An 18,708-nucleotide genomic window follows, 5' to 3' on the forward strand; every position below is an offset into this window, starting at 1 on the left:
CCCGGCTACTCTCCCCGCTCATCGAGCTTGCTACTGGTTTGCAGTTAATCTAGCAGGTGCCGAGCCCCCTGTCAAGGGGTAGAGCCTGGGGTGAGGAGCCACGAGTCTGGCCCCCCACCCCTTACCCTTCCTCGAACCGCTCCTTTATGCTCATGCCACGGTTGCCCAGCTCGTCGCGCAACTCCTCATACACGGCGGCGTCCGCGAACACCTTCTCCAGCGGGGCCACCCCGGGCGTGCTGATCCGGCCGCGCAGGAGCATACCCACCAGGATGGAGCAGGTGTACCCCGTGGTCCGGGCCATGGACGTCACCCGGCTCTCCACGTCGCAAAAGTCGACCATCTCAAACGTCCATGAGGCCCGCTTTCCCTGGCTCTCCCCCCGGACCACCACACGCACGGCGGTGACATCGGCCTCATCACCCTGCTGAAGCAGGGGCGCCAGCAGCGCCCCCGTGAAGCGCCTCGGCACCACCTCCACGCCGTCCACCCGCACGGGTTCCCGGGAGAAGAAGCCGCAGTCGCGCAGAAAGGCCACCTTATCCCGATGACCGCGGTAGCGCACGGTCTTCTCCGCCAGTTCCCGGAACCCCATCTGGACCCCCGTGCGGGCGAGCGTCCCCAGCCCGTACGTGTAGAAGGCCTCGCAGGCGCCCACCGGCTCGGGGAAGGTGACCTCCTCCAGGCCGTCCAGGGCCTGCGCCTCCACAACGCGCCCGTCCCTGACGACGAGGGCGGGGGCCACGTACTCGTCGATCACCGTGTCGATGGAGAACACCAGCCGGTATTCGAGCGGCGGACGCGGATGCAGAGGGAGTCCTCCCACGTAAACGACGCCTTCCAGAGCACGGTCGAGCCTGGCCGCCCCCTGCCCCACCAGGGCGTTCGTGAGCCCGGGTGCCACCCCGCACCCTGGCAGCAGCGTCACCCCTGCCCTGGCGGCCCGGTCGTGATAAGCGAAGATGTCGAAACCTTCCGCTGAGCCGGTCAGGTCCGCCAGTGACACCCCGGCCTCTATGGCCGCCTCCGTCACCCGGGCGACCGCCGCCACGGGGTAGGCGCCCGCTACCACGTCCGCCCCCCGCATGGCGTCCACCAGTGCCCGCCGGTTCCAGATGTCGAGGACCATACCCTCGCAGCGGTCGCGGCCAACGCGACGTACCACTTCCCCAACGCGGACGGGGTCGATGTCTGCGATAACCACGTGCTCAGCGGTCCCGTGTTTCAGCAAGTCGCTCGCAATGGCGGGGCCCATGAGCCCCGCACCCAGCACCAGTACCTTCGCCATCGGCTACTCTCCCTCCAAACGGCCGTGCCCTAGGGGTACCCCTGGAGAATGCTCTCGCGCGTCTCCCCTGCCCCCAGAAGACCCGGCAGGCGTGACACCGGATAGCGAAGGTAGCGGGTGCACGGCTTTCCCCCGCACACCTTGGGGTCAACCGCAATTCGGTCGAACAGTTTCACTTGCCGTACCTCCTCCCGAGCCCGGGGGGTCCCGCTACGATTGTACCACGGCGCGCGCCTCGTTCCACCCATGGACGGGACCCTTCACCGCTTGCCTCGCCCGGGTCTGCACTTGCGACAGGATTTCTGCTCCCCGAGGAGCTGGCAAAGGGCGTGCGCTTGTTCAGTTGCTCCGGGGCCGGGCCCCCGACCCACCCTCGGGCAAACTAGGTTACAGATGGCCTCCAGTTGGGGGCACAGAGTAGCTCCGAGGGGGTGGTCCCGCTGAAGCGGGTAGGAACGTTCTTAGCGGCACGCTCACCAGGGAGTTGCAGGGCACGAAGGTCACCATTTACCTGCGGGCGCGCGGCCAGGACCTGCTGGTGCCGATCACCCGGACAGTGCCCCGGGGGGAAAACCTTCCCGCGGCAGCCCTCCGGGCGTGGCCGCCATCGTCAACACGCTCACCGAGTTTCCGGACATACGCCAGGTGCAAATCCTGGTCGAGGGCCGTAAGGTGGAATCGCTGGCGGGGCACGCGGACGTGAGCCGGCCGCTGACCAGGAACGAGAGGCTCATCAAACGCTGACGGCGGCACCGACCGCCCTATCGTGCCGCCCCAGGAGCACCCAGGTAGGTGCGCAGCCCCTCCTTCACCGCCTCCGCGAGCAGTTCCTCGGGCACGCCGTACACGATGGCGTTCAGGGTGACGGTAACCGCAGCGACCGCACCGGTGACATTCCCCCGCCAGCGCACCCTCTCCTCCAGAGAAGTCACGCTGAAACCCAGCATGCCCGCGTCCGTATCCAGAAGGCCTTTGATGTGGCCTACAAGAGGGCAGCCCTGCCGCCGCAACCAACCCAACAGATGAGCCACGAACTCCTCCACCGCCGCCCTCAACCGTTGGGGCGGCACCGGAGCAGGAAGCGGAAACGAGACCCTGCCGGCCCACACCGCGGGGTGCCGGCCGTCGACCGCCCGGGTCATGCCAGCGCCTCCAGGAGCAAGTCGAGGTGCAGACCTTTCTCGGCCGAAACCGGCACCACTACCGCGTTGGCGTTCAGGGAGGCCACCTCATCCACCACCCTGTCCACCGCGGCAGGGTCGACTTCGTCGATCTTGTTCACCGCCACCACATCCGCCGCCTCGATCTGGGCCGTCACCAGGGGACCTACGGCCTCCCGCAAAAGAGCGTATCGCGGGGCATCGACCACGGTGAGCACGCGGACGTCACCGCCGTCGGTCCACCGCCTTACCGTGCGCACGATGTCGCCCGGCAGGGCGATCCCCGTGGCCTCAACCATCACCAGGTCGGGAGAGAAGGCGTCCCGGACCTTCCCCAGCGTGACCACCAGGTCCGCGGCGAGGGTGCAGCAAACGCATCCGGCGTACAACTCCCGCACCTCGAGCCCCTCGCGCTGCAGGTACTGGCCGTCGATGCCCACTTCACCCACTTCGTTTTCGATGATGACCATGCGGAGGGGGCGGGCGCGAAGCCGCCCCACCATTGCGAGCAGCAGGGTGGTCTTGCCCGCCCCCAGGAACCCGGACAGCACAAGCAGTCTCAGTTCAGTCACCGCCTCCGTTCCGCCCGTACACCCCGTAAGTGCGGGCAGTTTCCACCATGGCCCGCACGTTCTCCGGCCTGGCGTCGGGGGGAATGTCGCACCCCTGGCTGAGGATGAAGCCCCCTCCCCGGCCCACCCGGTCGATCAATTGCCGCGTGTAGTCCTCAACCTCTTCCATGCTACCCAGCACCAGCATGGTGGGGTGCACGTCGCCCTTGAGGCACATGTGATCCCCGAGGATCTCCTTGGCCTTGAAGATGTCGGTGAAGCCGTCCAGGTGGAGGATGCACTTGGCCCGGGGCAGCTCCCGGAAGTAGGGCAGGTTCTTGGTCCAGTCCTGGTCGAAGTGCAGCAGCGGCGTGATTCCGTCCGCTACCAGGGCCTCCACTACCTGCTTCAGCGAGGGGAGGAAGAACCGCTCGAAGATCTTCAGGTTCACCAGCCCGCCACAGGCCCGGGTAGCTCCGAGGAATACTCCCGGGATGCCGGTCACCTTCACCGCCAGCTTGGCCGATTCCACCACGTCGGGCACCGACGCCTCGATGGCCGCCTGCACCTTGTCGGGGTAGCGATACAGGTCGAGGATGAACTGGTGGAAGGTACGCGCTCCGGAAAAGCTGTCAAAGGGCATGGGCGCAGCGGAGGCACACAGCACGAAGGCACCGGCCTCCCGCCACTTGCGTACGTCTTCCGCCGATTTCTCCACATGCCACTGCAGGCGGCCCACCACGTCACCTGGGCTCATCTGCAGAATCCGGCAGCCCAGCGTCACCAGGAAGTGATTGAAGCCCTTCTGCACCACCAGGTCGTAATCCTCCACCTGCATGAAGGGCTGGCTCTCGTCGAGCTGCCACAACCACTGGTCGGGGAACTCCTTCCCCGGCACCTTCACACGCGTGCCCCAGAGCAGGGTGAACAGGAAGGGAGTGGCCGGGCTGGGCGCCAGGACGCCGTCGGCGCCGAAACCCTTCCACACCTCGATGATGGTGTCCCGCGCCCGGTCGTAATCGCTGGTGAACTCCGCCAGCGACATGCCTTTCTGCCTGGCGGCGAAGGAATCCATGGCCAGGATCACCGGGACCCGGTCGGGCTCCTGGAGACTAACCGCCCGCCTGACCCTCTCCTCTGCGGTCATGTTCTCCGTCATTCACTTCACCCCCAGAAACTGCCTGGCAAGGGCCACCGCATCCTGGGCGTCGTAACCCACGCCGTCGGCCCCCGTGTACGCCCGCACCTTCTCGTTGACCGGGCCGCCGCCGATCATCACCTTCACCCTGTCCCTCAACCGGGCCTGCTCGAGCGCATGGATGGTCTCTTTCATGGGATCGAACGACACCGTAAGTAGCGCGGAGAGGCCGAGCACGGTGGCTCCCGTCTCCTGCAGGGCGCTGACAATGCGCTCCGGAGGGACGTCCACCCCCAGGTCGAAGACCTCAAAGCCGTTGGCGGAAAGGATCATGCTCACGATGTTCTTCCCTATGTCGTGGATGTCCCCCTTCACCGTAGCCATGACCACACGTCCCAGCGGCGCCTCTCGCTTTCCCGCCAGCAGCGGTTCCAGTACCACCATGACCTGCTTGAAGATATCGGCCGCCATGATGAGCTCGGAAACGAAGTACTCGCCCTTTTCGAAACGGTCCCCCACCTGGCTGATGCCGCGGCGCAGATCGCCCACCAGGGCCCACGGGTCGGCGCCCGCCTCCGCACCCTCTTTGACCAGCCGCAGCACGTCTTCCTCCCTCAGATCCGCCAGCGCCAGCGCCAAGCCACCACTCAAGTCGTCCACCTCCCATGCACTCGTCTAGACGTTTATGCTTCTATTCTTCAAGACCCTGCACTTTTCCTGCCTGCCCCTGCCGTCCGGGGCGCGAGAGGAACCACACCAGCAGCCAGAGAATGATGAACCTGGAGGTAATGGCACATGGGCCGCGGTGTGGCCAAACGGGAGCCGGACCTGGTGATCACCTGCCAACCTCTGGCCGAGGTGGTTTCGGTGCTTGCCGGGGGCCGCGTTCCACTCCACCTGGTCGACAGCAAGCTGCACCGGTCCCCGCCCCGCCTGCACGACTACCTGCAACAACTGATCGAAGATAACCCGGCGGACTGCGTGGTCCTCGCCATGGGTCTGTGCGGCGGGGCAGCCAGCGACCTGGTGGTGAAGCAGGGCGCCCTCGTCCTGCCGCGCGTGGACGACTGCCTGGCCCTCCTGCTAGGATCGCAGGAATCATACCGCCAGCAGGCTGGCGAGTGCCCCGGGACCTACTACCTGTCCAAGGGGTGGCTGGACTGCCCTGACAACATCGTGGCCGAATACGAGCGCTGCGTGGAGCGGCGCGGCCCGGACGGCGCCAGGAGGGTCTTTCGCTCCCTCATCGGCAACTACCGCCGCCTGGTGTACATCGAAGCCGGGCTGGCGGAGGAGGAGTGTTTTGCGTGCAGGGCACAGTCGTTCGCCGGAACCTTCGACCTGGAATTCCACCGCCGCCCGGCCGACCTGAGACTCCTCGCGAACCTGGTCCGGGGAAAACGCGACCCCAGGACCATCACCTTCCCCGCGGGGAAGACCACGTCGGTGCTGGACTTCCTCATACAGGCTCCGTGCAACTGATGGGCGGACGGTCCGGGGTGGCGGCGTTGAAGGAGCAGGGAGAAACAAGCGGACGCACGAGGAACAGCTGGGAGGCGATCGCCCGGGAGCGCATCGACCGGAGTTCCTTCGTGCCCCCGTACTACCAGCTGGCCCAGATCATAGAACGTCACGTGCGCAGCGGCGACTTCGGGCCCGGGGACATGCTACCACCCGAGGCTGAACTCGTCCGTATGTTCGGTATCAGCCGCATGACGGTCAGAAAGGGCATTGAGAAACTGGCCCGGCTGGGCCTGGTCACCGCCAGCCAGGGCAGGGGCACTTTCGTCAACCAGCCACCCCTGGAACACGCCACCTTCAGCCTGCCCGAGTTCGCCGAAGACATGCGGGCGCGCGGACTGCGCCCCTCCTGCCGCCTGCTGGAAGCCAAGGTGATGCGGGCACCCGCCGACGTGGCAAGCAAGCTCAACCTCGACCCCGGTCGCCGGGTGTTGTTTGTGAGGCGGTTGCTGTACGCCGACGACGAGCCCATGGTCTACGACAGGAAGTACCTGCGGTACGACCGCGGGCAACCCGTCCTGGAGGCGGAGCTTGAGTACATGAACCTACCGGCTGTGGTGGCCCGGCACTCCGACGTCCTCCCCTCGGATAGCCGGTTCGTGGTCCGGGTAGCCCGCTGCAACCGCGAGGAGGCGGCGCTGCTCGGGGTCGAGCCGGACTCCCCCACCTTCCAGGTGGAGCAGTTCGTCCATTCCGCCGACGGGTCGCTGGTGGGCTGGGGAATGCTGGTGTATCGCGGCGACCGCTACTACTTTACTTCTCTGCCCCGGCTGCTGAGGTAGCCGGAACCCGGACGGAAGACACCTGGGGGGACAAGAATGGGCACCCACGCGAGGAAAGCTACCAGCTTGGCCAGTGCCATCGCCGACCTGGACGAGGAGTGTACCCTGCAGGCCGTGCGCAGGCTCTTGGGGCGCGGGTGCTCTCCCCTCTACATCGTGGAAGAGTGCCGCAAGGGGTTGGCCGAGGTGGGGGAAAAGTACGCCCGGGGCGAGTATTTCCTCAGCGACCTGGTCATGTCGGCGGAACTGTTCCGGGAGGTCATGGCTCTCATCTGGCCGGTGTGGGTGGGGGAACAGCCAAGCGATGCGCCCGACGCCAGCATCGCGGTGGGGACGGTCCACGGTGATATCCACGATATCGGCAAGAACATCGTCGTTTCCTTGTTGCGCTCGCATGGCTTCCAGGTCCGCGACCTGGGGATTGACGTCCCGCCCAACGAATTCGTGCGCCAGGTGCGCACCGGCCAGGCCAGGATCGTGGGCATGTCGGGGCTGGTGACCGCTGCGTTCGACTCCATGAAGACCACCGTCGAGCTGCTGTGTCGGGAGGGCCTGCGCGATCGGGTGTTCGTGATGATCGGGGGGCTGGTCGACGACAGGGTCGCGAAATACGTGGGGGCAGACGCCTGGGTGCGGGACGCCGCCCAGGCCATCCCCCTGTGCACCCGCGTGCTGCGTCCAGGTCAGCAGGATCCCGAGTGAGGCACGTCCGCGCGCCGGGGGGCCGCGCTTGCGCAACCGCCCCTGCGTCATACCTCGGCCCGGGGAACGCCGGGCCCGCGCACAGAGAGCACCAGCAGGAAGTCACCGGCCGCACCCCCGCCCCGCTCGGTCTCCTCCGCGGGGGGCCCACCCGCCGCGGGTCCGTGCACGTGGACGCGGAACACACACCGCTGCACGCCGCCGATGTGGGCGAACATGGCGCGGGCCGCAGCCACGGGCTTGCGCGCCGCCACCGCGTCGAAAACGCGCTCGTGGTCGTACACCGACTGGATGGCCCGCCCGGGGATACTGAGGCTGTACCTCCGGCTCTCCCTGATCGTCTCCATCATGCCGTCCATGATCCCCATGAGCACGGCGTTGCCCGTGCTCAGGGTGAGACGGTGATGGAAGGTGCTGTCCAGCTGCTCCAGCCTGTCCAGGGGCGGCCCGGAAGGACCCACCACGGGACCTTCCACCAGCCCCTTCATTTCGCCCACCACCTCGCGCAGGCCGGCCACCTCCGCTTCCGAGGCCCGCTGCGCCGCCCACGCCGCTGCCTGGCACTCCAGCACTTTGCGGATTTCGTACAGGTGGTACAGACCCTCGGGCGGCAGCACGGGGGCAGGTGTCAGCCGGCGCAAGATTTCCGCGGGCGCGGCACAGGTCACGTAGACGCCGTCTCCGTGCCGGATGGACACCACTCCCAGGGCGCGCAGGATCTTCAGCGCTTCGCGCACCGAGGGCCTGCTCACCCCCAGGGCCGACGACAACTCCAACTCCCCCGGCAGGCGCTCGCCGGGACCCAGTTCGCCCGCCGCCACCTTCTGCCGGATGACTTCCGCCAGTTGCTCGTACAGGGGCCGGGGCTGCTTCAGCAGCCCAAACCGGGCGGCATCCACCGGCTTCCGCCTGCCCACCTTCCCACCCCCCACACGCGCGCTCTGCAGCCCGGGCGCGGCGCCGGCCTCAGGCACTGCGGAACAGCTTGGTGAGCACGAACTCCCGGTGACCGAGCACCTCGGCCGCCGTCAGGCGACCGTTGGCCGTGCGCAGGAGCATGTCCATGAGGTCGTCGGCCGCCCCGTCCAGAGTCTTCTCCAGGGTGAGCAGGCCGGAGACGTCCACGTCGATGTGTTCGGACATGGTGGCCACGGTGACCGGGTTGGCGGACAGCTTGATCACGGGCAGGACGGGATTGCCCACGACGTTGCCCTGCCCGGTGGGGAACAGGTGCACCACCGCTCCCCCGGCCGCGAAAAGGGTGACCGCCTCCGCGCCGGCCGAAGAAGTGTCCATGAAGTAGAGTCCCCTGCCCGGAGGGAGCTGAGCCGGCTCCAGCACCCCGTCCACGCGGGCGCGGCCGATCTTCTGGATATTCCCCATGGCCTTTTCCTCGATGGTGGTCAACCCGCCCGTGATGTTCCCCTGAGTGGGCTGCGAGCCCAGCAGGTCCGCCTCCTCCCGCTCGATGAACCCCACGTAGTCGTTGAACACCCGCAGGAACTGCGCCTGCAGTTCGGGCGTCTTCATGCGCGCGGCCACGAGGTCCTCGCCCCCGGTAATCTCGGAGGTCTCACCGAACAGCACGGTGGCTCCCGCGTCCAGCAGGCGCTCCACCACCCGCCCCACCGTCGGATTGGAGGCCAGCCCCGAGGTGGTGTCCGACTCGCCACACTTGACGCTCACCACTATCTCCGACAGATCCACCTCTTCCCGACGCAGCTCGGAGGCATAGTGCACCAACTCCTTGGCCTTGCGGGACGCCTTCTCGATGGTGGAGAGGTCTCCGTTGCGCTCGATGGCAAACCAGACCACAGGCTTGCCCGTCTCGGCGATGCCATCGGCCAGCCGGCGCGTCCAGTTGGGCTCGATCCCGATCACCACCGCCGCGGCGATGTTGGGGTTCCGCCCCGCGTTGATCATGGTGCGGAAGAAGAGATCCAGGTCCGCACCGAACTGCAGCCGCCCGTAAGGGTGGGCCAGGGCCATGGTACCCTGGATCACCCTGCTCACCGCCTCGGCGGCTGCGTTGGAAAGGTCGTCGAGAGGGATGATGGCCACGTGGTTGCGGGTCCCCACCCCCCCGCCCGGCCGGCGGTATCCCCAGAAGGTCCGCTTCACCTGCCCCACCTCGCGCTCTTCAGGTTGTGTACGTGCACGTGCTCACCAGGGACGATGGGTCGCTCCGCCACCCCGATGGCCACCCCGTACTTGACCACGCGGTCCCCCCGGGCCACGGGCACCAGGGCGATCTTGTGTCCCAGGGGGATGTCCTGTTGCGCGACCACCTCTACCCCGGAGTGGTGGTCGTTGAGAAACACCCCCGTCACCTTCTCCCCGGCCTTGATGTCCGCCACTGCCACGCCCACGCTGTCGCCGGGCTCGTGAACCAGGAACTTGTGCTGCATGGACCGCTCCCCCTCTCCCGAGCACCCGCGGAACCCGGCGGTCCCCCGCCGCACCCGTGGGTCCACAGGCAAGGTGTCTTACCTCTGAGCTTGTACTTCAACACTCCTGGCCAGATTCCTGCCTGCACCGCGGCCTCCCCCCGCCATTCGACGGCAGAACCCCTGCGACGCCCCCCAACCCCCCAGCCCGTGGATGACGGCCACCCGCACCGCTCGCCCATCCAGGTGGATGGTGGCCTCCCGCAGACCTTCCCTGCCGCGGATGGCCGTGAACTCCGGGGAACATCCTCGGGTTCGACCAGTACAAGGGGTCCGAGGGCGCAGGCCCCGATGCACCCGGTCACCACCACCTCCACCCCGGGAAGGGAGGCTTCCGCTACCCGGGCCAGGAGGGCTTCGCTGACCGCAGCGCAGCCGGACGAAACACACCCCGCGCCCCCGCACACCAGCACACGCCTGGACACTTCCCGTCCTCCCCGCTAGTTCTGGTTCAGCCGGCGTTCGATCTCCCGCTGGCGGCGCAGGCCGCTGTAATCCACCTTCTCCGTGCGCGCGAACCACTCCAGGTTGGGGCCCAGGGTGTTGTAGATTTCCTCCACCCGGGCATACTCCAGGTCGGGATCGATGTCGAAGCCCCACCCGGTCTTGTTCTCCGGCGGCGGCAGTACCCGCAGCCTGCGCACCTTCTCCTCCCAGTACTTTTTCTCCTCGAGCAACTGCTCGCGGGTGACGGCCGGTTCGGCCACCATGGCCACCTCCTTTGCTCTCGTCGGGGCCGGAGCTTCGCGCCGGGGCGGACCCCGCTCGCGGCTTCCACCCACTTACTCAAGCAAGAGGTGTGCCAGGGTGCGCGCCACCGCGCCGGCCAGGGCCGCAGTGGCCCAGAACCGCGCCACGCCTGGCCTTCTGGGCGCACGGGAGCCCGTCGCCCGGCCGGGCGGCGCCGGCGGCGGCTGCCATACATCGTTCAAGGAAACGAACGTGTTCGAAAAGCTTAACGGGGGCGTCCCCCGGCCGCCTGTACCCGGTCCTGGATGCCCAGCCTGCGCGTGATCTCGTGGAAGGTGGATCGGTTGAGGCCCAGGAGGCGCGCGGCCCGCGCGGGCACTCCCCCCGCCCGTTCGAGGGCCTCCAGCACCAGGGAACGTTCAAATTCCCGCACGGCTTCTTTGAACGTCCGGCCTTCCGGCACGGGGACAGGCAGAGAAGCCGGCTCCCGGGAGGAATGGTGCATCTCGCGGGGCAGGTCGCCCACGTCCACGAAGGGGCCTTCCGCCAGTATGGCGGCACGCTCCACCACGTTCTCCAGTTCCCGCACGTTGCCCGGCCAGGAATACCGCACCAGGCACTCCATGGCCCGGGGGGTGAAGCCGCGCAGGGGCTTACCCATGCGCTGGGCGCTGCGCTGCAGGAAATGACCGGCCAGCAGGGGGACGTCCCCCTCCCGTTCCCGCAGCGGCGGCAGGTGGACGGTGAAGACGTTCAGCCGGAAATACAGGTCAGACCGGAAACCCCCGCTGTCGAGCGCCTTTTCCAGGTCGCGGTTGGTGGCCGCGATGACGCGCACATCCACCCGGCGGGGCCGGGTTTCCCCCAGGCGCAGGAACTCACCTTCCTCCAGTACCCTCAGCAACTTGGCCTGCAGGGCCAGACTTACATCCCCGATCTCGTCCAGGAAGAACGTCCCCCCGTCCGCCTCCTCCAGCAGGCCCCTCTTGGGCACCGTGGCGCCGGTGAAGGCACCCCGGGTATACCCGAACAGCTCGCTCTCCAGCAGGGTCTCGGGCAGGGCGGCGCAGTTGACGGTGACCAGGGGGTGTTCTCGCCGGGGGCTGTGATAGTGGATGGCCCGCGCCACCAGCTCCTTCCCGGTACCTGTCTCCCCCCTGATGAGCACCGTGCTGCCGGTGGGAGCCACCTTGGCAATGAGGCGGTACACCTCCTGCATGGCGCGACTGTCGCCGATCATGCGTCCGAAACGGACCTGGGTCACGCTCAACTGGTGGCGCAGCACCCGGTTCTCCAGGATCACGCGCCGCTGGTCCAGGGCCTTACGACACTGGAGCTTGATGTGCTCGACCTTGAAGGGCTTGGGGATGTAATCGAAGGCTCCCTTCTTCATGGCCTCCACGGCGGACTCCACGGTGGAGTACCCGGTGATGACGATCACCACCGCGTCCGGGTCCTCGCTGCGGGCAGCCTCCAGCACCTGCATCCCGTCCACTTCCGGCATGACCAGGTCCGTGATCACCAGGTCGAAGCTGCCCCGCCCCAGCTCCTCCAGGGCCCGTACCCCTCCCTCAGCCGTCGTGACCTGCCATCCCTCGGCCTCCAGCACGGTGCGCAGGAACTCGCACACCCGCGGCTCATCGTCCACCACCAGGATGCGCGCCGGCAAAGCCCGTCACCTCCGTTCCACGCCCCACGTGATTGGCCACGGGGAGACGCACCACGAACTCGCTCCCCTTCCCTTCCTCACTGGAAACCTCGATGGTCCCCCCGTACTTGCGCACGATCCCGTACGAGACCGAAAGGCCGAGCCCGGTACCCTTGCCCACTTCCTTCGTGGTGAAGAAGGGCTCGAATATGCGGTCCAGGTGCTCTTCCCTTATGCCGCAGCCCGTATCGGTGAAACTCACCTCCACCCAGGGCACACCGCCCACCGCCAGCGAACGGGTCCGCACGGTCAGCCTGCCCCCGCCGGGCATGGCCTCCAGGGCGTTTATCATGAGGTTCAGGAACACCTGCTCCAGCTCCGCCGGGTTGGCGGCCACGCACGGCAGTCCGGTCTCGCACTCCAGCACCTCCTCCACGCGGCCCTTTTGGAACTGCGAGGCGGTGAGGGTAACCAGGCGCCCCAGGATGGCGTTGACATCACACGGGCTCACCGTGGCGCGCTGCTGGCGGGCGAAAGTGAGCAGGTTGCGCACGATGCCGGCGATACGCTCCACCTCTTCCACGATGACCGCGGCCTGCTCCCTGAGCGCGGGGTCAGTGACGCCGTCGCGCAGGAGCTCGGCGTAACCGGAGACCAGGGTGAGGGGATTGTTGATCTCGTGAGCCACCCCCGCCGCCAGCCGGCCCAGGGAGGCCAGGCGGTCGGACTCCGCCAGGCGGCTGAACCAGCGCTTCTCCTCGGTGATGTCCTGGCAGACGACCACCGCCCCCAGCAACTCCCCCTGCTCCCCGCGCAGGGGGTAGGCGCGCAGGCTGGAGACCACGGGGCGGTCCCGCAACCCGTAGCGGAGCTCGGGCACCGCCCCCATCCTGCCCTCATCCAGCACGGCGGAGATGGCCTTCCTCACCTCCTCGCGGTCCAGGTGGGGAAGACCCAGGAACAGCTTCCTGCCGATCAGTTCCGCCCGGGGTCGATCGGAGAGGTGACCGCGCGGGTCGTTGAACACGGTGATGGTGCCCTCCCGGTCGGTGACGATGACCCCCTCGGCGATGCTCTCCACGATGTTGCGGTTGTAGTCGCGCAGGTAGGCCAGCTCGGCGTTGCGGGCCTGCAGTTCGGTGATGAGGTAAGGGAGACACATCTTGTTCTCCGCCAGGCCCTGGAACACGGCCACCGCCTTTTCCCGGCAGGTGGCATAACCGCAGGCGCCGCAGTTCAGTTCATCCTCCGGCCGGGTCTTGCCCAGCTCCCGCAGGATGGCCCGGATCCGGGCCTCGTCCGGTTCCGGCAGCCGCACGGGCCGCGGGGTAAACTCCCGCTCCAGGTCGATGCCGGGGGGCGGCTCCGCCAGGCGGAGGGATCCCGGAGGCAGGGCACGCACCTCCCGCACCACCCGGTCGCGACGGCCGTAGGCGGGCAGGGGACTGCTGGCCAGGGGACCGTTGACGCATCCCTCGCAGAACAGGATGTCCACGAAGGTTCCCCCGACCTCCCGCCTCTCCAGCGCGCGCAGGAACTCCAGGGACTTCTCACGGCCCTCTACGATCTGGATCTCGTTGTCCAGCACGTCTGCCCGCAGGGCCGCCGTGCGCAGCAACCCCCCCGGAACGGGGTACAGCTTGCCCAGGGTGGCGGGCGGGTTGTCGAACGCCTCCTCCGGCAGGGAAGACGGGTCGACCCCGGCCTCCCGCCACCACGCCCGCAACTCCGGGAAACCGAGCACCCCGTCCACGGCCCCCGCCACCGCGGGATGGCGGGCTTCCTCGATCTTGGCCACGCAGGGGCCGATGAACACCGTGGCCAGCCCACCGTTCTCGCCCAGCAGGATGCGCGCCGCCCTGGCGGTGGCCACCATGGGCGACACCACCGGAGCCAGGAAGGAGATGAGGGAGGGGAAGTGGCTTTCCACCAGGTGCACGATGGCGGGGCAGGGGGTGCTCACCAGGGGCCTCCTCCATCCCGCCTTCGTCGCCCGGCGCAGCAGGCGCAGGTACTCCCCGGTCACCAGTTCGGCCCCATAGGCCACCTCGAATGCCCAGCGAAACCCCAGGCGCCGCAGGGCGGCCGCCACCTGCCCCGGCCGCAGGGGGTAGAACTCCGCCACGAAAGAAGGTGCGAGCAGGGCGCACACCGCCCGCCCGTTCTCCAGCATCTCCCTGGCGGCGGCCAGGTCGGATGCCACCCGCTTCGCCTTCTGGCTGCACACGGTAACGCAGTACCCGCAGGAAATGCAACGCTCCTCCAGGACGGTGGCCTGCTCCTGGCGCACCATGATGGCTCTCACCGGGCAATGACGCACGCAGGCGTAACACTGCCGGCACCGGCCCGGAATGGTACTTACGACTCCCACTTCATCTCCCCGTACACATTGTACTCGCGTTCACAAGCCCTGGCAACCCGCAGGGTCCCTCGCGCTCGTCCCGGCCGGCATCACACCGGGTCCGCCCACCCGTGTGCCGGATGGCGTCACACCGGGTCCGCCCACCCGCGTGTCGGATGGTGTCACACCGGGTCCGCCCGCGCGCGGCGACCGGCGGCCGGGTTCGCGGCACGGTCGGCCGTGCCTCACGCGCATGGAGGGCATGCCAGCCTGACTTCCACCGTGGTACCCGCGCCGGGCTCGCTGCTCACGCGCAGGTCGCCATGGTAGGTGCGGGCGATGTTCCTCACGATGGCCAGGCCCAGGCCGCTTCCGGGAATGCCCGCCGTCGTCTCGTCGCGCACCCGGTAGAACTCCTCACCCAGCCGGGGGAGGTGGCGGGGATCGATGCCGATGCCCGTGTCCTGCACCCCGATCACCAGGTAGTCCCCTTCTCTCCCCCAGGAAACAGTCGCCGAGCCGCGGGGGCGGTTGAACTTGATGGCGTTGGAGAGGAGATTGGTGACCACCCGTCCCAGTTCGAACCGGTCCGCGTCCACTACCAGGTCGCCGGCAGGGGGCTCAAGGCGCACCATCACACCCGCCCGCTCCGCCTGGGGGCTCAGCGTGGCCAGGCTTTCCTCCATGACCTCGCGCACCGGGACGCGCTCCACGTGGCGTACGGGGGTTTCCATGCGGGCCAGGTCCAGCATGTCCTGGATGAGGGCCACGAGTCCCTCCGACCGGGCCCGGCAGCGCTCGAGCAAGTCGGGCCAGGCTTCGTGGCCGACCACGCCCCGCAACATCAGCTCCAGGTACCCGGCAATCGCGGACACGGGGGCGCGGATCTCGTGGCAGACCATGGCCATGAAGTTGGCCCGCTCCCGCTGCTGCCGGCGTAACTCGGTCACATCCCGCAGCACCAGTACCGCGCCCAGCATCTCAGCCCCCGACGCCCCAGTCTCCGGGGCCTTCCCGGCACCGGGGGCCGGCCCCGTCCCGGCACCGGGCGCCGGCGTTGCGGACACCGCCGCCGCTTCGGTCAAGACCGGCGCCACGGTGGCCATGAAGGTGGGGGTCCCCCTTTCCGAGACCAGGTCGGTGCTCAGGGAGCGTAACCCGCCCGTGGCAGTCACCTCGCGCACCAGGCCTTCCAGTTCGGCCCACCGGCACACCTCGCCCAGGGGGCGCCCCAGGGCGTCGGGGGCGAGCCAGCGAGCGGCGGCCGGGTTGTAAAGCACCAGGCGCCCCTCCCGGTCGGCCACCATCACTCCGTCGGCCATGCAGTTGATCACCGTGAGCAGGCGGCCGCGCTCCTCGGCGATGGTGACCAGGTTGCGCGCCCGCTCCTCCTGGAGGATGCGGGCCTCCCTCTGCAGTTCGTGTTTCTCGTACCCGCGCCCCACCACCGTGCGCAACTCATCCGGGCTGAACGGCTTGGGGATGTAATCGTACGCCCCCGCCTTGATGGCCTCCACCACGCTCTCATAGGACGGGTACCCGGTGATGACGATGGTCACCAGGTCCGGGTCCACCTCCCGTGCCCGCCTCAGCACCTCCATGCCGTCCACGCCCGGCATCTTGAGGTCCACCAGGGCGACGTCAAAAGCCGCCGTGCGCAGCTTGTCCAGGCCCTCGCTACCGTCGCAGGCCACTTCTACCCGGTAACCGGCTGCCGTGAGCACCTTCTCGCAGGCCAGCCGGATGGAAGCTTCGTCGTCGATCACCAGCACTTTCCCTGACATCGCTTTCCACCTACCTTGTGAGAATCCTGTCCACGATCTGCACCAGGCGGCCGGGGGAAACCGGCTTCTCGTAGTAGGCGGTAGCCAGTGCCAGCCGCCCGTCCAGCGGCCCGGCCGCCGCCCCCGGCCTCTTCTGCCCGACGCGGAACTTGTCGGGAACCCGCACCGCCTGCGCGTAGGCCGAGACCATGACCACGGGAATCCGGCGTGTGACCGGGTCGTCCATCAACGCCGAGGCCACGTCAAACCCTTCCGTGAGGGTTTCCATCATGATGTCCAGCACGATCACATCGGGCCGCAGCGACCGGGCCAGGGCCAGTCCCTCCCGCCCCGTGGCGGCGGTGTGTACCTCGTAACCCGCCGCCTCCAGGGCCAGACGGTCGACCTCCAGCAGGTCCCGGTCGTCGTCGATTACCAGCACGACCCCCCGTCGTACCCCGGCACCCGTCACAATCCCACCCCTCCCGTCAATGCCCCGGCACTCCCGGGGCGCTCCGGGGTCAGTACCGACACCGCCTCGGACTCGCCCAGGGGCAAAAGGATCTCTACCTCCGTGCCCACCCCCACCTGGCTGCGCACCGTGATGTCTCCCCCGTGCATTTTGACGATACCGTACGCCGTGGCCAGGCCCAGCCCGGTCCCCTTGCCTATGGGTTTGGTGGTGAAGAACGGCTGAAAAATGTGGTTAAGGTGCTCCGGCAGGATGCCGCACCCTGTATCTGCCAGGCACACGGTGACCCCCTCGGGTGCCCGCCCGGCCCGGATGGTTAGGGTGCCACCGTCGGGCATGGCCTCGATGGCGTTGGAGATGACGTTGGTGAACACCTGCTTCATTTCTCCCGGGTCCAGCCACACGGGCGGCAGCTCGTTCAACTCCTGCCGCACCGTCACCCCTGGTGGAATGTGGGGGGCCATCACCTCCATCACTTCCCGCAGGAGATCCGCCAGGTTCACCTGCTGCTTGCGCAACCGGGTCTGGCGGGCGAAGTTGAGCAGGTTGCGCACGATGTCGCGGCAGCGCTGCGCTTCCTTGCGGATGAGTTCTATCTCCCGGCGGCGGGGGTCACCCGAGGGCAATTCCTCCAGGAGACTGCCGGCGAAGAGCAGGATACCCCCCAGGGGATTATTCAGCTCGTGGGCCACCCCCGCGGATAGCTGCCCCAGCGAGGCCATCTTTTCCGACTGGATGAGATGCTCCTGCATGCGTTGCAGCTGGAGGTGCGATTCCTCCAGCTCCTGGTGTGAGCGTGCCAGTTCCCTCACCGACTGCTCAAGTTCCTCGATCATGTAGGGCAGGCACATCTCCGCTTCGGCCACACCCCTCCACACGGCCAGGGCCTTGTCGCGGCAGGTGGCGTACCCGCAGGCACCGCAGTCCAGTTCGTCCTCCGGGCGGTACTTGCGCGTCAGGGCGAGGATGCGCCGGATCTCCTCCTCGGAGGGCACCGGTTGCGCCAGGTGGCGGTCCTGGAAACTGCGCGACAGGTCCACCTCGCCCAGGACGGCGTCGGCGGCGGCCAGCTCCGGTTCCTCCCCGCACCCGGCGAGCACGTGGTCGGCCAGGCGCTTGCGTCGCTCGGTCAGGGTAATGGTGGGGTCGATGAGGGGACCGTCGATACAGCCCTCGCAGAAGAGGAGGTCCAGCAGCACCGGTCGGAACTGCGAATGGCGCAGGCGGCCCAGCTTGCGCAACACCCGGTCCCGCCCGTCGACGGCCATCACCGTCGGGTGCAACGGATCGGCGTGCAATGAAGCAGTGCGCAGGAGGCCACCCGAAAGGGGGAAGCACCGGCCCAGCCGCGGATGGGGGGGATCGAACCCTCCCGGAGGAAGGTCAGCCGGCACGATCCCCCGGCCGGCAAGCATCTCGTCCAGCTCGGGAAAGGTGAGCACGGCATCCACCGCCCCGGCCAGGCCGGGATGGCGGATCTCGTCCTTCTTGGCCACGCAGGGGCCCACGAAAACCACGCTGCGGGCCCTGCCGTAATGCTTCAGGTACCGGGCCAGGGCCACCATGGGAGACACCACGTGCGCCAGCCAGGGGATGAGTTCCGGGTAGTGGACCTCTACCAGGTTCACCACGGCCGGACAGGCGGTGGATATGAGGGGGCGCGCCGCCCCGGTGGGGCCATCCCCGCACCCCGCGGCCCGGGTGGGGCCGTCCCCGTCACCCCCCGCCCCGGCCGCCCCGGTAGAGCCGTCGCCGCATCGCTCCGCCCCGGCTGCCCCGGACCCGGCCCGGGCGAACACCGGCCGGCCCACGAGCAGGCGCAGATATGCCAGCGCCACCAGTTCCGCCCCGTATGCCACCTCGGCCACCGTCTCGAAGCCGAGCAGGCGCAGGGCGGTGGCCACCTGCCCGGGAGAAACCTGCCAGTAGTTGACCACGTACGAGGGCGCCAGGATGGCCGCCGCCCCGTCCTCCCGGAGCACCTCCCGGGCCATCTCCACGTGGGACTCCATCTTCTTGGCCTGCTGGCGGCACACCCGCAGGCAGGTCCCGCACGCTATGCATAGCTCGGCCACCACCTGGGCCTGCCCGCCTTCCACCTTGATGGCCCGGGCCGGGCAGTGGCGGATGCAGGTGTAACACCTGCGGCACTTCCGCCCGATGGTGGTCACCACGGCCATGCTTGTGCTTCCTTTCACATGCAGG

The 18,708-nt window shown here is 68.1% G+C and carries 19 protein-coding genes; 4 read left to right on the plus strand and 15 right to left on the minus strand.

Features of this window, described 5'->3' with window-relative positions; all coding sequences use genetic code 11:
• Positions 1–121 precede the first annotated feature (121 nt).
• A complete protein-coding gene (locus QME70_11925) occupies positions 122–1,288 on the minus strand; it encodes a saccharopine dehydrogenase C-terminal domain-containing protein (GenBank protein ID MDI6895282.1) in 1,167 nt (388 codons plus the stop codon).
• 29 nt (positions 1,289–1,317) lie between these two features.
• The gene (locus tag QME70_11930; GenBank protein MDI6895283.1) at positions 1,318–1,464 is read right to left on the minus strand and encodes a DUF433 domain-containing protein; all 147 of its coding nucleotides are present in this window, start codon (positions 1,462–1,464) and stop codon (positions 1,318–1,320) included.
• Positions 1,465–1,885: 421 nt separating this feature from the next.
• Between QME70_11930 and QME70_11935 the strand changes: the two genes are divergently transcribed.
• Positions 1,886–2,032 carry a GerMN domain-containing protein gene (locus QME70_11935; GenBank protein ID MDI6895284.1) on the plus strand — a complete coding sequence of 49 codons (147 nt, stop codon included), beginning with the start codon at positions 1,886–1,888 and terminating at the stop codon, positions 2,030–2,032.
• 17 nt (positions 2,033–2,049) lie between these two features.
• Here the strand turns inward: QME70_11935 and QME70_11940 are convergent, their stop codons facing one another.
• The 4 genes from QME70_11940 to QME70_11955 are packed head-to-tail and all read right to left on the minus strand — an operon-like array spanning position 2,050 to position 4,797.
• On the minus strand, positions 2,050–2,430 hold the full coding sequence (locus QME70_11940; protein MDI6895285.1) for a hypothetical protein: 381 nt from the start codon (positions 2,428–2,430) through the stop codon (positions 2,050–2,052).
• Positions 2,427–3,020, minus strand: coding sequence for a GTP-binding protein (locus QME70_11945; GenBank protein MDI6895286.1), 594 nt, complete (start codon positions 3,018–3,020; stop codon positions 2,427–2,429). Before QME70_11945 ends, QME70_11940 begins: the two co-directional genes overlap by 4 nt.
• Positions 3,013–4,158, minus strand: coding sequence for a uroporphyrinogen decarboxylase family protein (locus QME70_11950; GenBank protein ID MDI6895287.1), 1,146 nt, complete (start codon positions 4,156–4,158; stop codon positions 3,013–3,015). Before QME70_11950 ends, QME70_11945 begins: the two co-directional genes overlap by 8 nt.
• Positions 4,159–4,797: a corrinoid protein gene (locus QME70_11955; protein ID MDI6895288.1), complete on the minus strand. Its 639-nt coding sequence runs from the start codon at positions 4,795–4,797 to the stop codon at positions 4,159–4,161.
• Between the two features lie 135 nt (positions 4,798–4,932).
• Here QME70_11955 and QME70_11960 point away from each other — a divergent pair, with 135 nt between their 5' ends.
• The 3 genes from QME70_11960 to QME70_11970 are packed head-to-tail and all read left to right on the plus strand — an operon-like array spanning position 4,933 to position 7,142.
• The gene (locus QME70_11960) at positions 4,933–5,619 is read left to right on the plus strand and encodes a DUF1638 domain-containing protein (GenBank protein ID MDI6895289.1); all 687 of its coding nucleotides are present in this window, start codon (positions 4,933–4,935) and stop codon (positions 5,617–5,619) included.
• A gap of 17 nt (positions 5,620–5,636) precedes the next feature.
• On the plus strand, positions 5,637–6,440 hold the full coding sequence (locus tag QME70_11965) for a GntR family transcriptional regulator (protein MDI6895290.1): 804 nt from the start codon (positions 5,637–5,639) through the stop codon (positions 6,438–6,440).
• A gap of 36 nt (positions 6,441–6,476) precedes the next feature.
• Positions 6,477–7,142 carry a cobalamin-dependent protein gene (locus tag QME70_11970; GenBank protein ID MDI6895291.1) on the plus strand — a complete coding sequence of 222 codons (666 nt, stop codon included), beginning with the start codon at positions 6,477–6,479 and terminating at the stop codon, positions 7,140–7,142.
• A gap of 47 nt (positions 7,143–7,189) precedes the next feature.
• Here QME70_11970 and QME70_11975 read toward each other — a convergent pair whose 3' ends face one another.
• From QME70_11975 to QME70_12015, 9 genes are all read right to left on the minus strand, one after another.
• Positions 7,190–8,059 carry a FadR/GntR family transcriptional regulator gene (locus tag QME70_11975; GenBank protein MDI6895292.1) on the minus strand — a complete coding sequence of 290 codons (870 nt, stop codon included), beginning with the start codon at positions 8,057–8,059 and terminating at the stop codon, positions 7,190–7,192.
• 49 nt (positions 8,060–8,108) lie between these two features.
• Positions 8,109–9,263: a UxaA family hydrolase gene (locus tag QME70_11980; protein MDI6895293.1), complete on the minus strand. Its 1,155-nt coding sequence runs from the start codon at positions 9,261–9,263 to the stop codon at positions 8,109–8,111.
• The gene (locus QME70_11985; protein ID MDI6895294.1) at positions 9,260–9,550 is read right to left on the minus strand and encodes a UxaA family hydrolase; all 291 of its coding nucleotides are present in this window, start codon (positions 9,548–9,550) and stop codon (positions 9,260–9,262) included. Before QME70_11985 ends, QME70_11980 begins: the two co-directional genes overlap by 4 nt.
• A gap of 479 nt (positions 9,551–10,029) precedes the next feature.
• Positions 10,030–10,296: a hypothetical protein gene (locus tag QME70_11990; protein MDI6895295.1), complete on the minus strand. Its 267-nt coding sequence runs from the start codon at positions 10,294–10,296 to the stop codon at positions 10,030–10,032.
• Between the two features lie 248 nt (positions 10,297–10,544).
• Entirely contained in the window at positions 10,545–11,948 is a 1,404-nt protein-coding gene (locus tag QME70_11995) for a sigma-54 dependent transcriptional regulator (GenBank protein MDI6895296.1), read from the minus strand.
• Complete coding sequence (locus QME70_12000) at positions 11,917–14,298, minus strand: [Fe-Fe] hydrogenase large subunit C-terminal domain-containing protein (protein MDI6895297.1); 2,382 nt, start codon at positions 14,296–14,298, stop codon at positions 11,917–11,919. The genes QME70_11995 and QME70_12000 overlap by 32 nt, the downstream gene beginning before the upstream one ends.
• Positions 14,299–14,513: 215 nt before the next feature.
• The gene (locus QME70_12005; protein ID MDI6895298.1) at positions 14,514–16,052 is read right to left on the minus strand and encodes a response regulator; all 1,539 of its coding nucleotides are present in this window, start codon (positions 16,050–16,052) and stop codon (positions 14,514–14,516) included.
• 10 nt (positions 16,053–16,062) lie between these two features.
• A complete protein-coding gene (locus tag QME70_12010; protein ID MDI6895299.1) occupies positions 16,063–16,503 on the minus strand; it encodes a response regulator in 441 nt (146 codons plus the stop codon).
• The gene (locus QME70_12015) at positions 16,500–18,683 is read right to left on the minus strand and encodes a [Fe-Fe] hydrogenase large subunit C-terminal domain-containing protein (GenBank protein ID MDI6895300.1); all 2,184 of its coding nucleotides are present in this window, start codon (positions 18,681–18,683) and stop codon (positions 16,500–16,502) included. The genes QME70_12010 and QME70_12015 overlap by 4 nt, the downstream gene beginning before the upstream one ends.
• Between the last annotated feature and the right edge of the window lie 25 nt (positions 18,684–18,708).

Source organism: Bacillota bacterium, assembly GCA_030019365.1.
In the GTDB taxonomy this organism is placed as follows: Bacteria; Bacillota; Sulfobacillia; order JACIYH01; family JACIYH01; genus JACIYH01.

Excerpts from the sequence above, each read along its gene's own strand:
- QME70_11970 (MDI6895291.1), top strand. The coding sequence starts at position 6,477 with ATGGGCACCCACGCGAGGAAAGCTACCAGCTTGGCCAGTGCCATCGCC.
- QME70_11950 (MDI6895287.1), bottom strand. The coding sequence starts at position 4,158 with ATGACGGAGAACATGACCGCAGAGGAGAGGGTCAGGCGGGCGGTTAGT.
- QME70_11940 (MDI6895285.1), bottom strand. The coding sequence starts at position 2,430 with ATGACCCGGGCGGTCGACGGCCGGCACCCCGCGGTGTGGGCCGGCAGG.
- QME70_12015 (MDI6895300.1), bottom strand. The coding sequence starts at position 18,683 with ATGGCCGTGGTGACCACCATCGGGCGGAAGTGCCGCAGGTGTTACACC.
- QME70_11925 (MDI6895282.1), bottom strand. The coding sequence starts at position 1,288 with ATGGCGAAGGTACTGGTGCTGGGTGCGGGGCTCATGGGCCCCGCCATT.
- QME70_11960 (MDI6895289.1), top strand. The coding sequence starts at position 4,933 with ATGGGCCGCGGTGTGGCCAAACGGGAGCCGGACCTGGTGATCACCTGC.
- QME70_11985 (MDI6895294.1), bottom strand. The coding sequence starts at position 9,550 with ATGCAGCACAAGTTCCTGGTTCACGAGCCCGGCGACAGCGTGGGCGTG.
- QME70_12005 (MDI6895298.1), bottom strand. The coding sequence starts at position 16,052 with ATGTCAGGGAAAGTGCTGGTGATCGACGACGAAGCTTCCATCCGGCTG.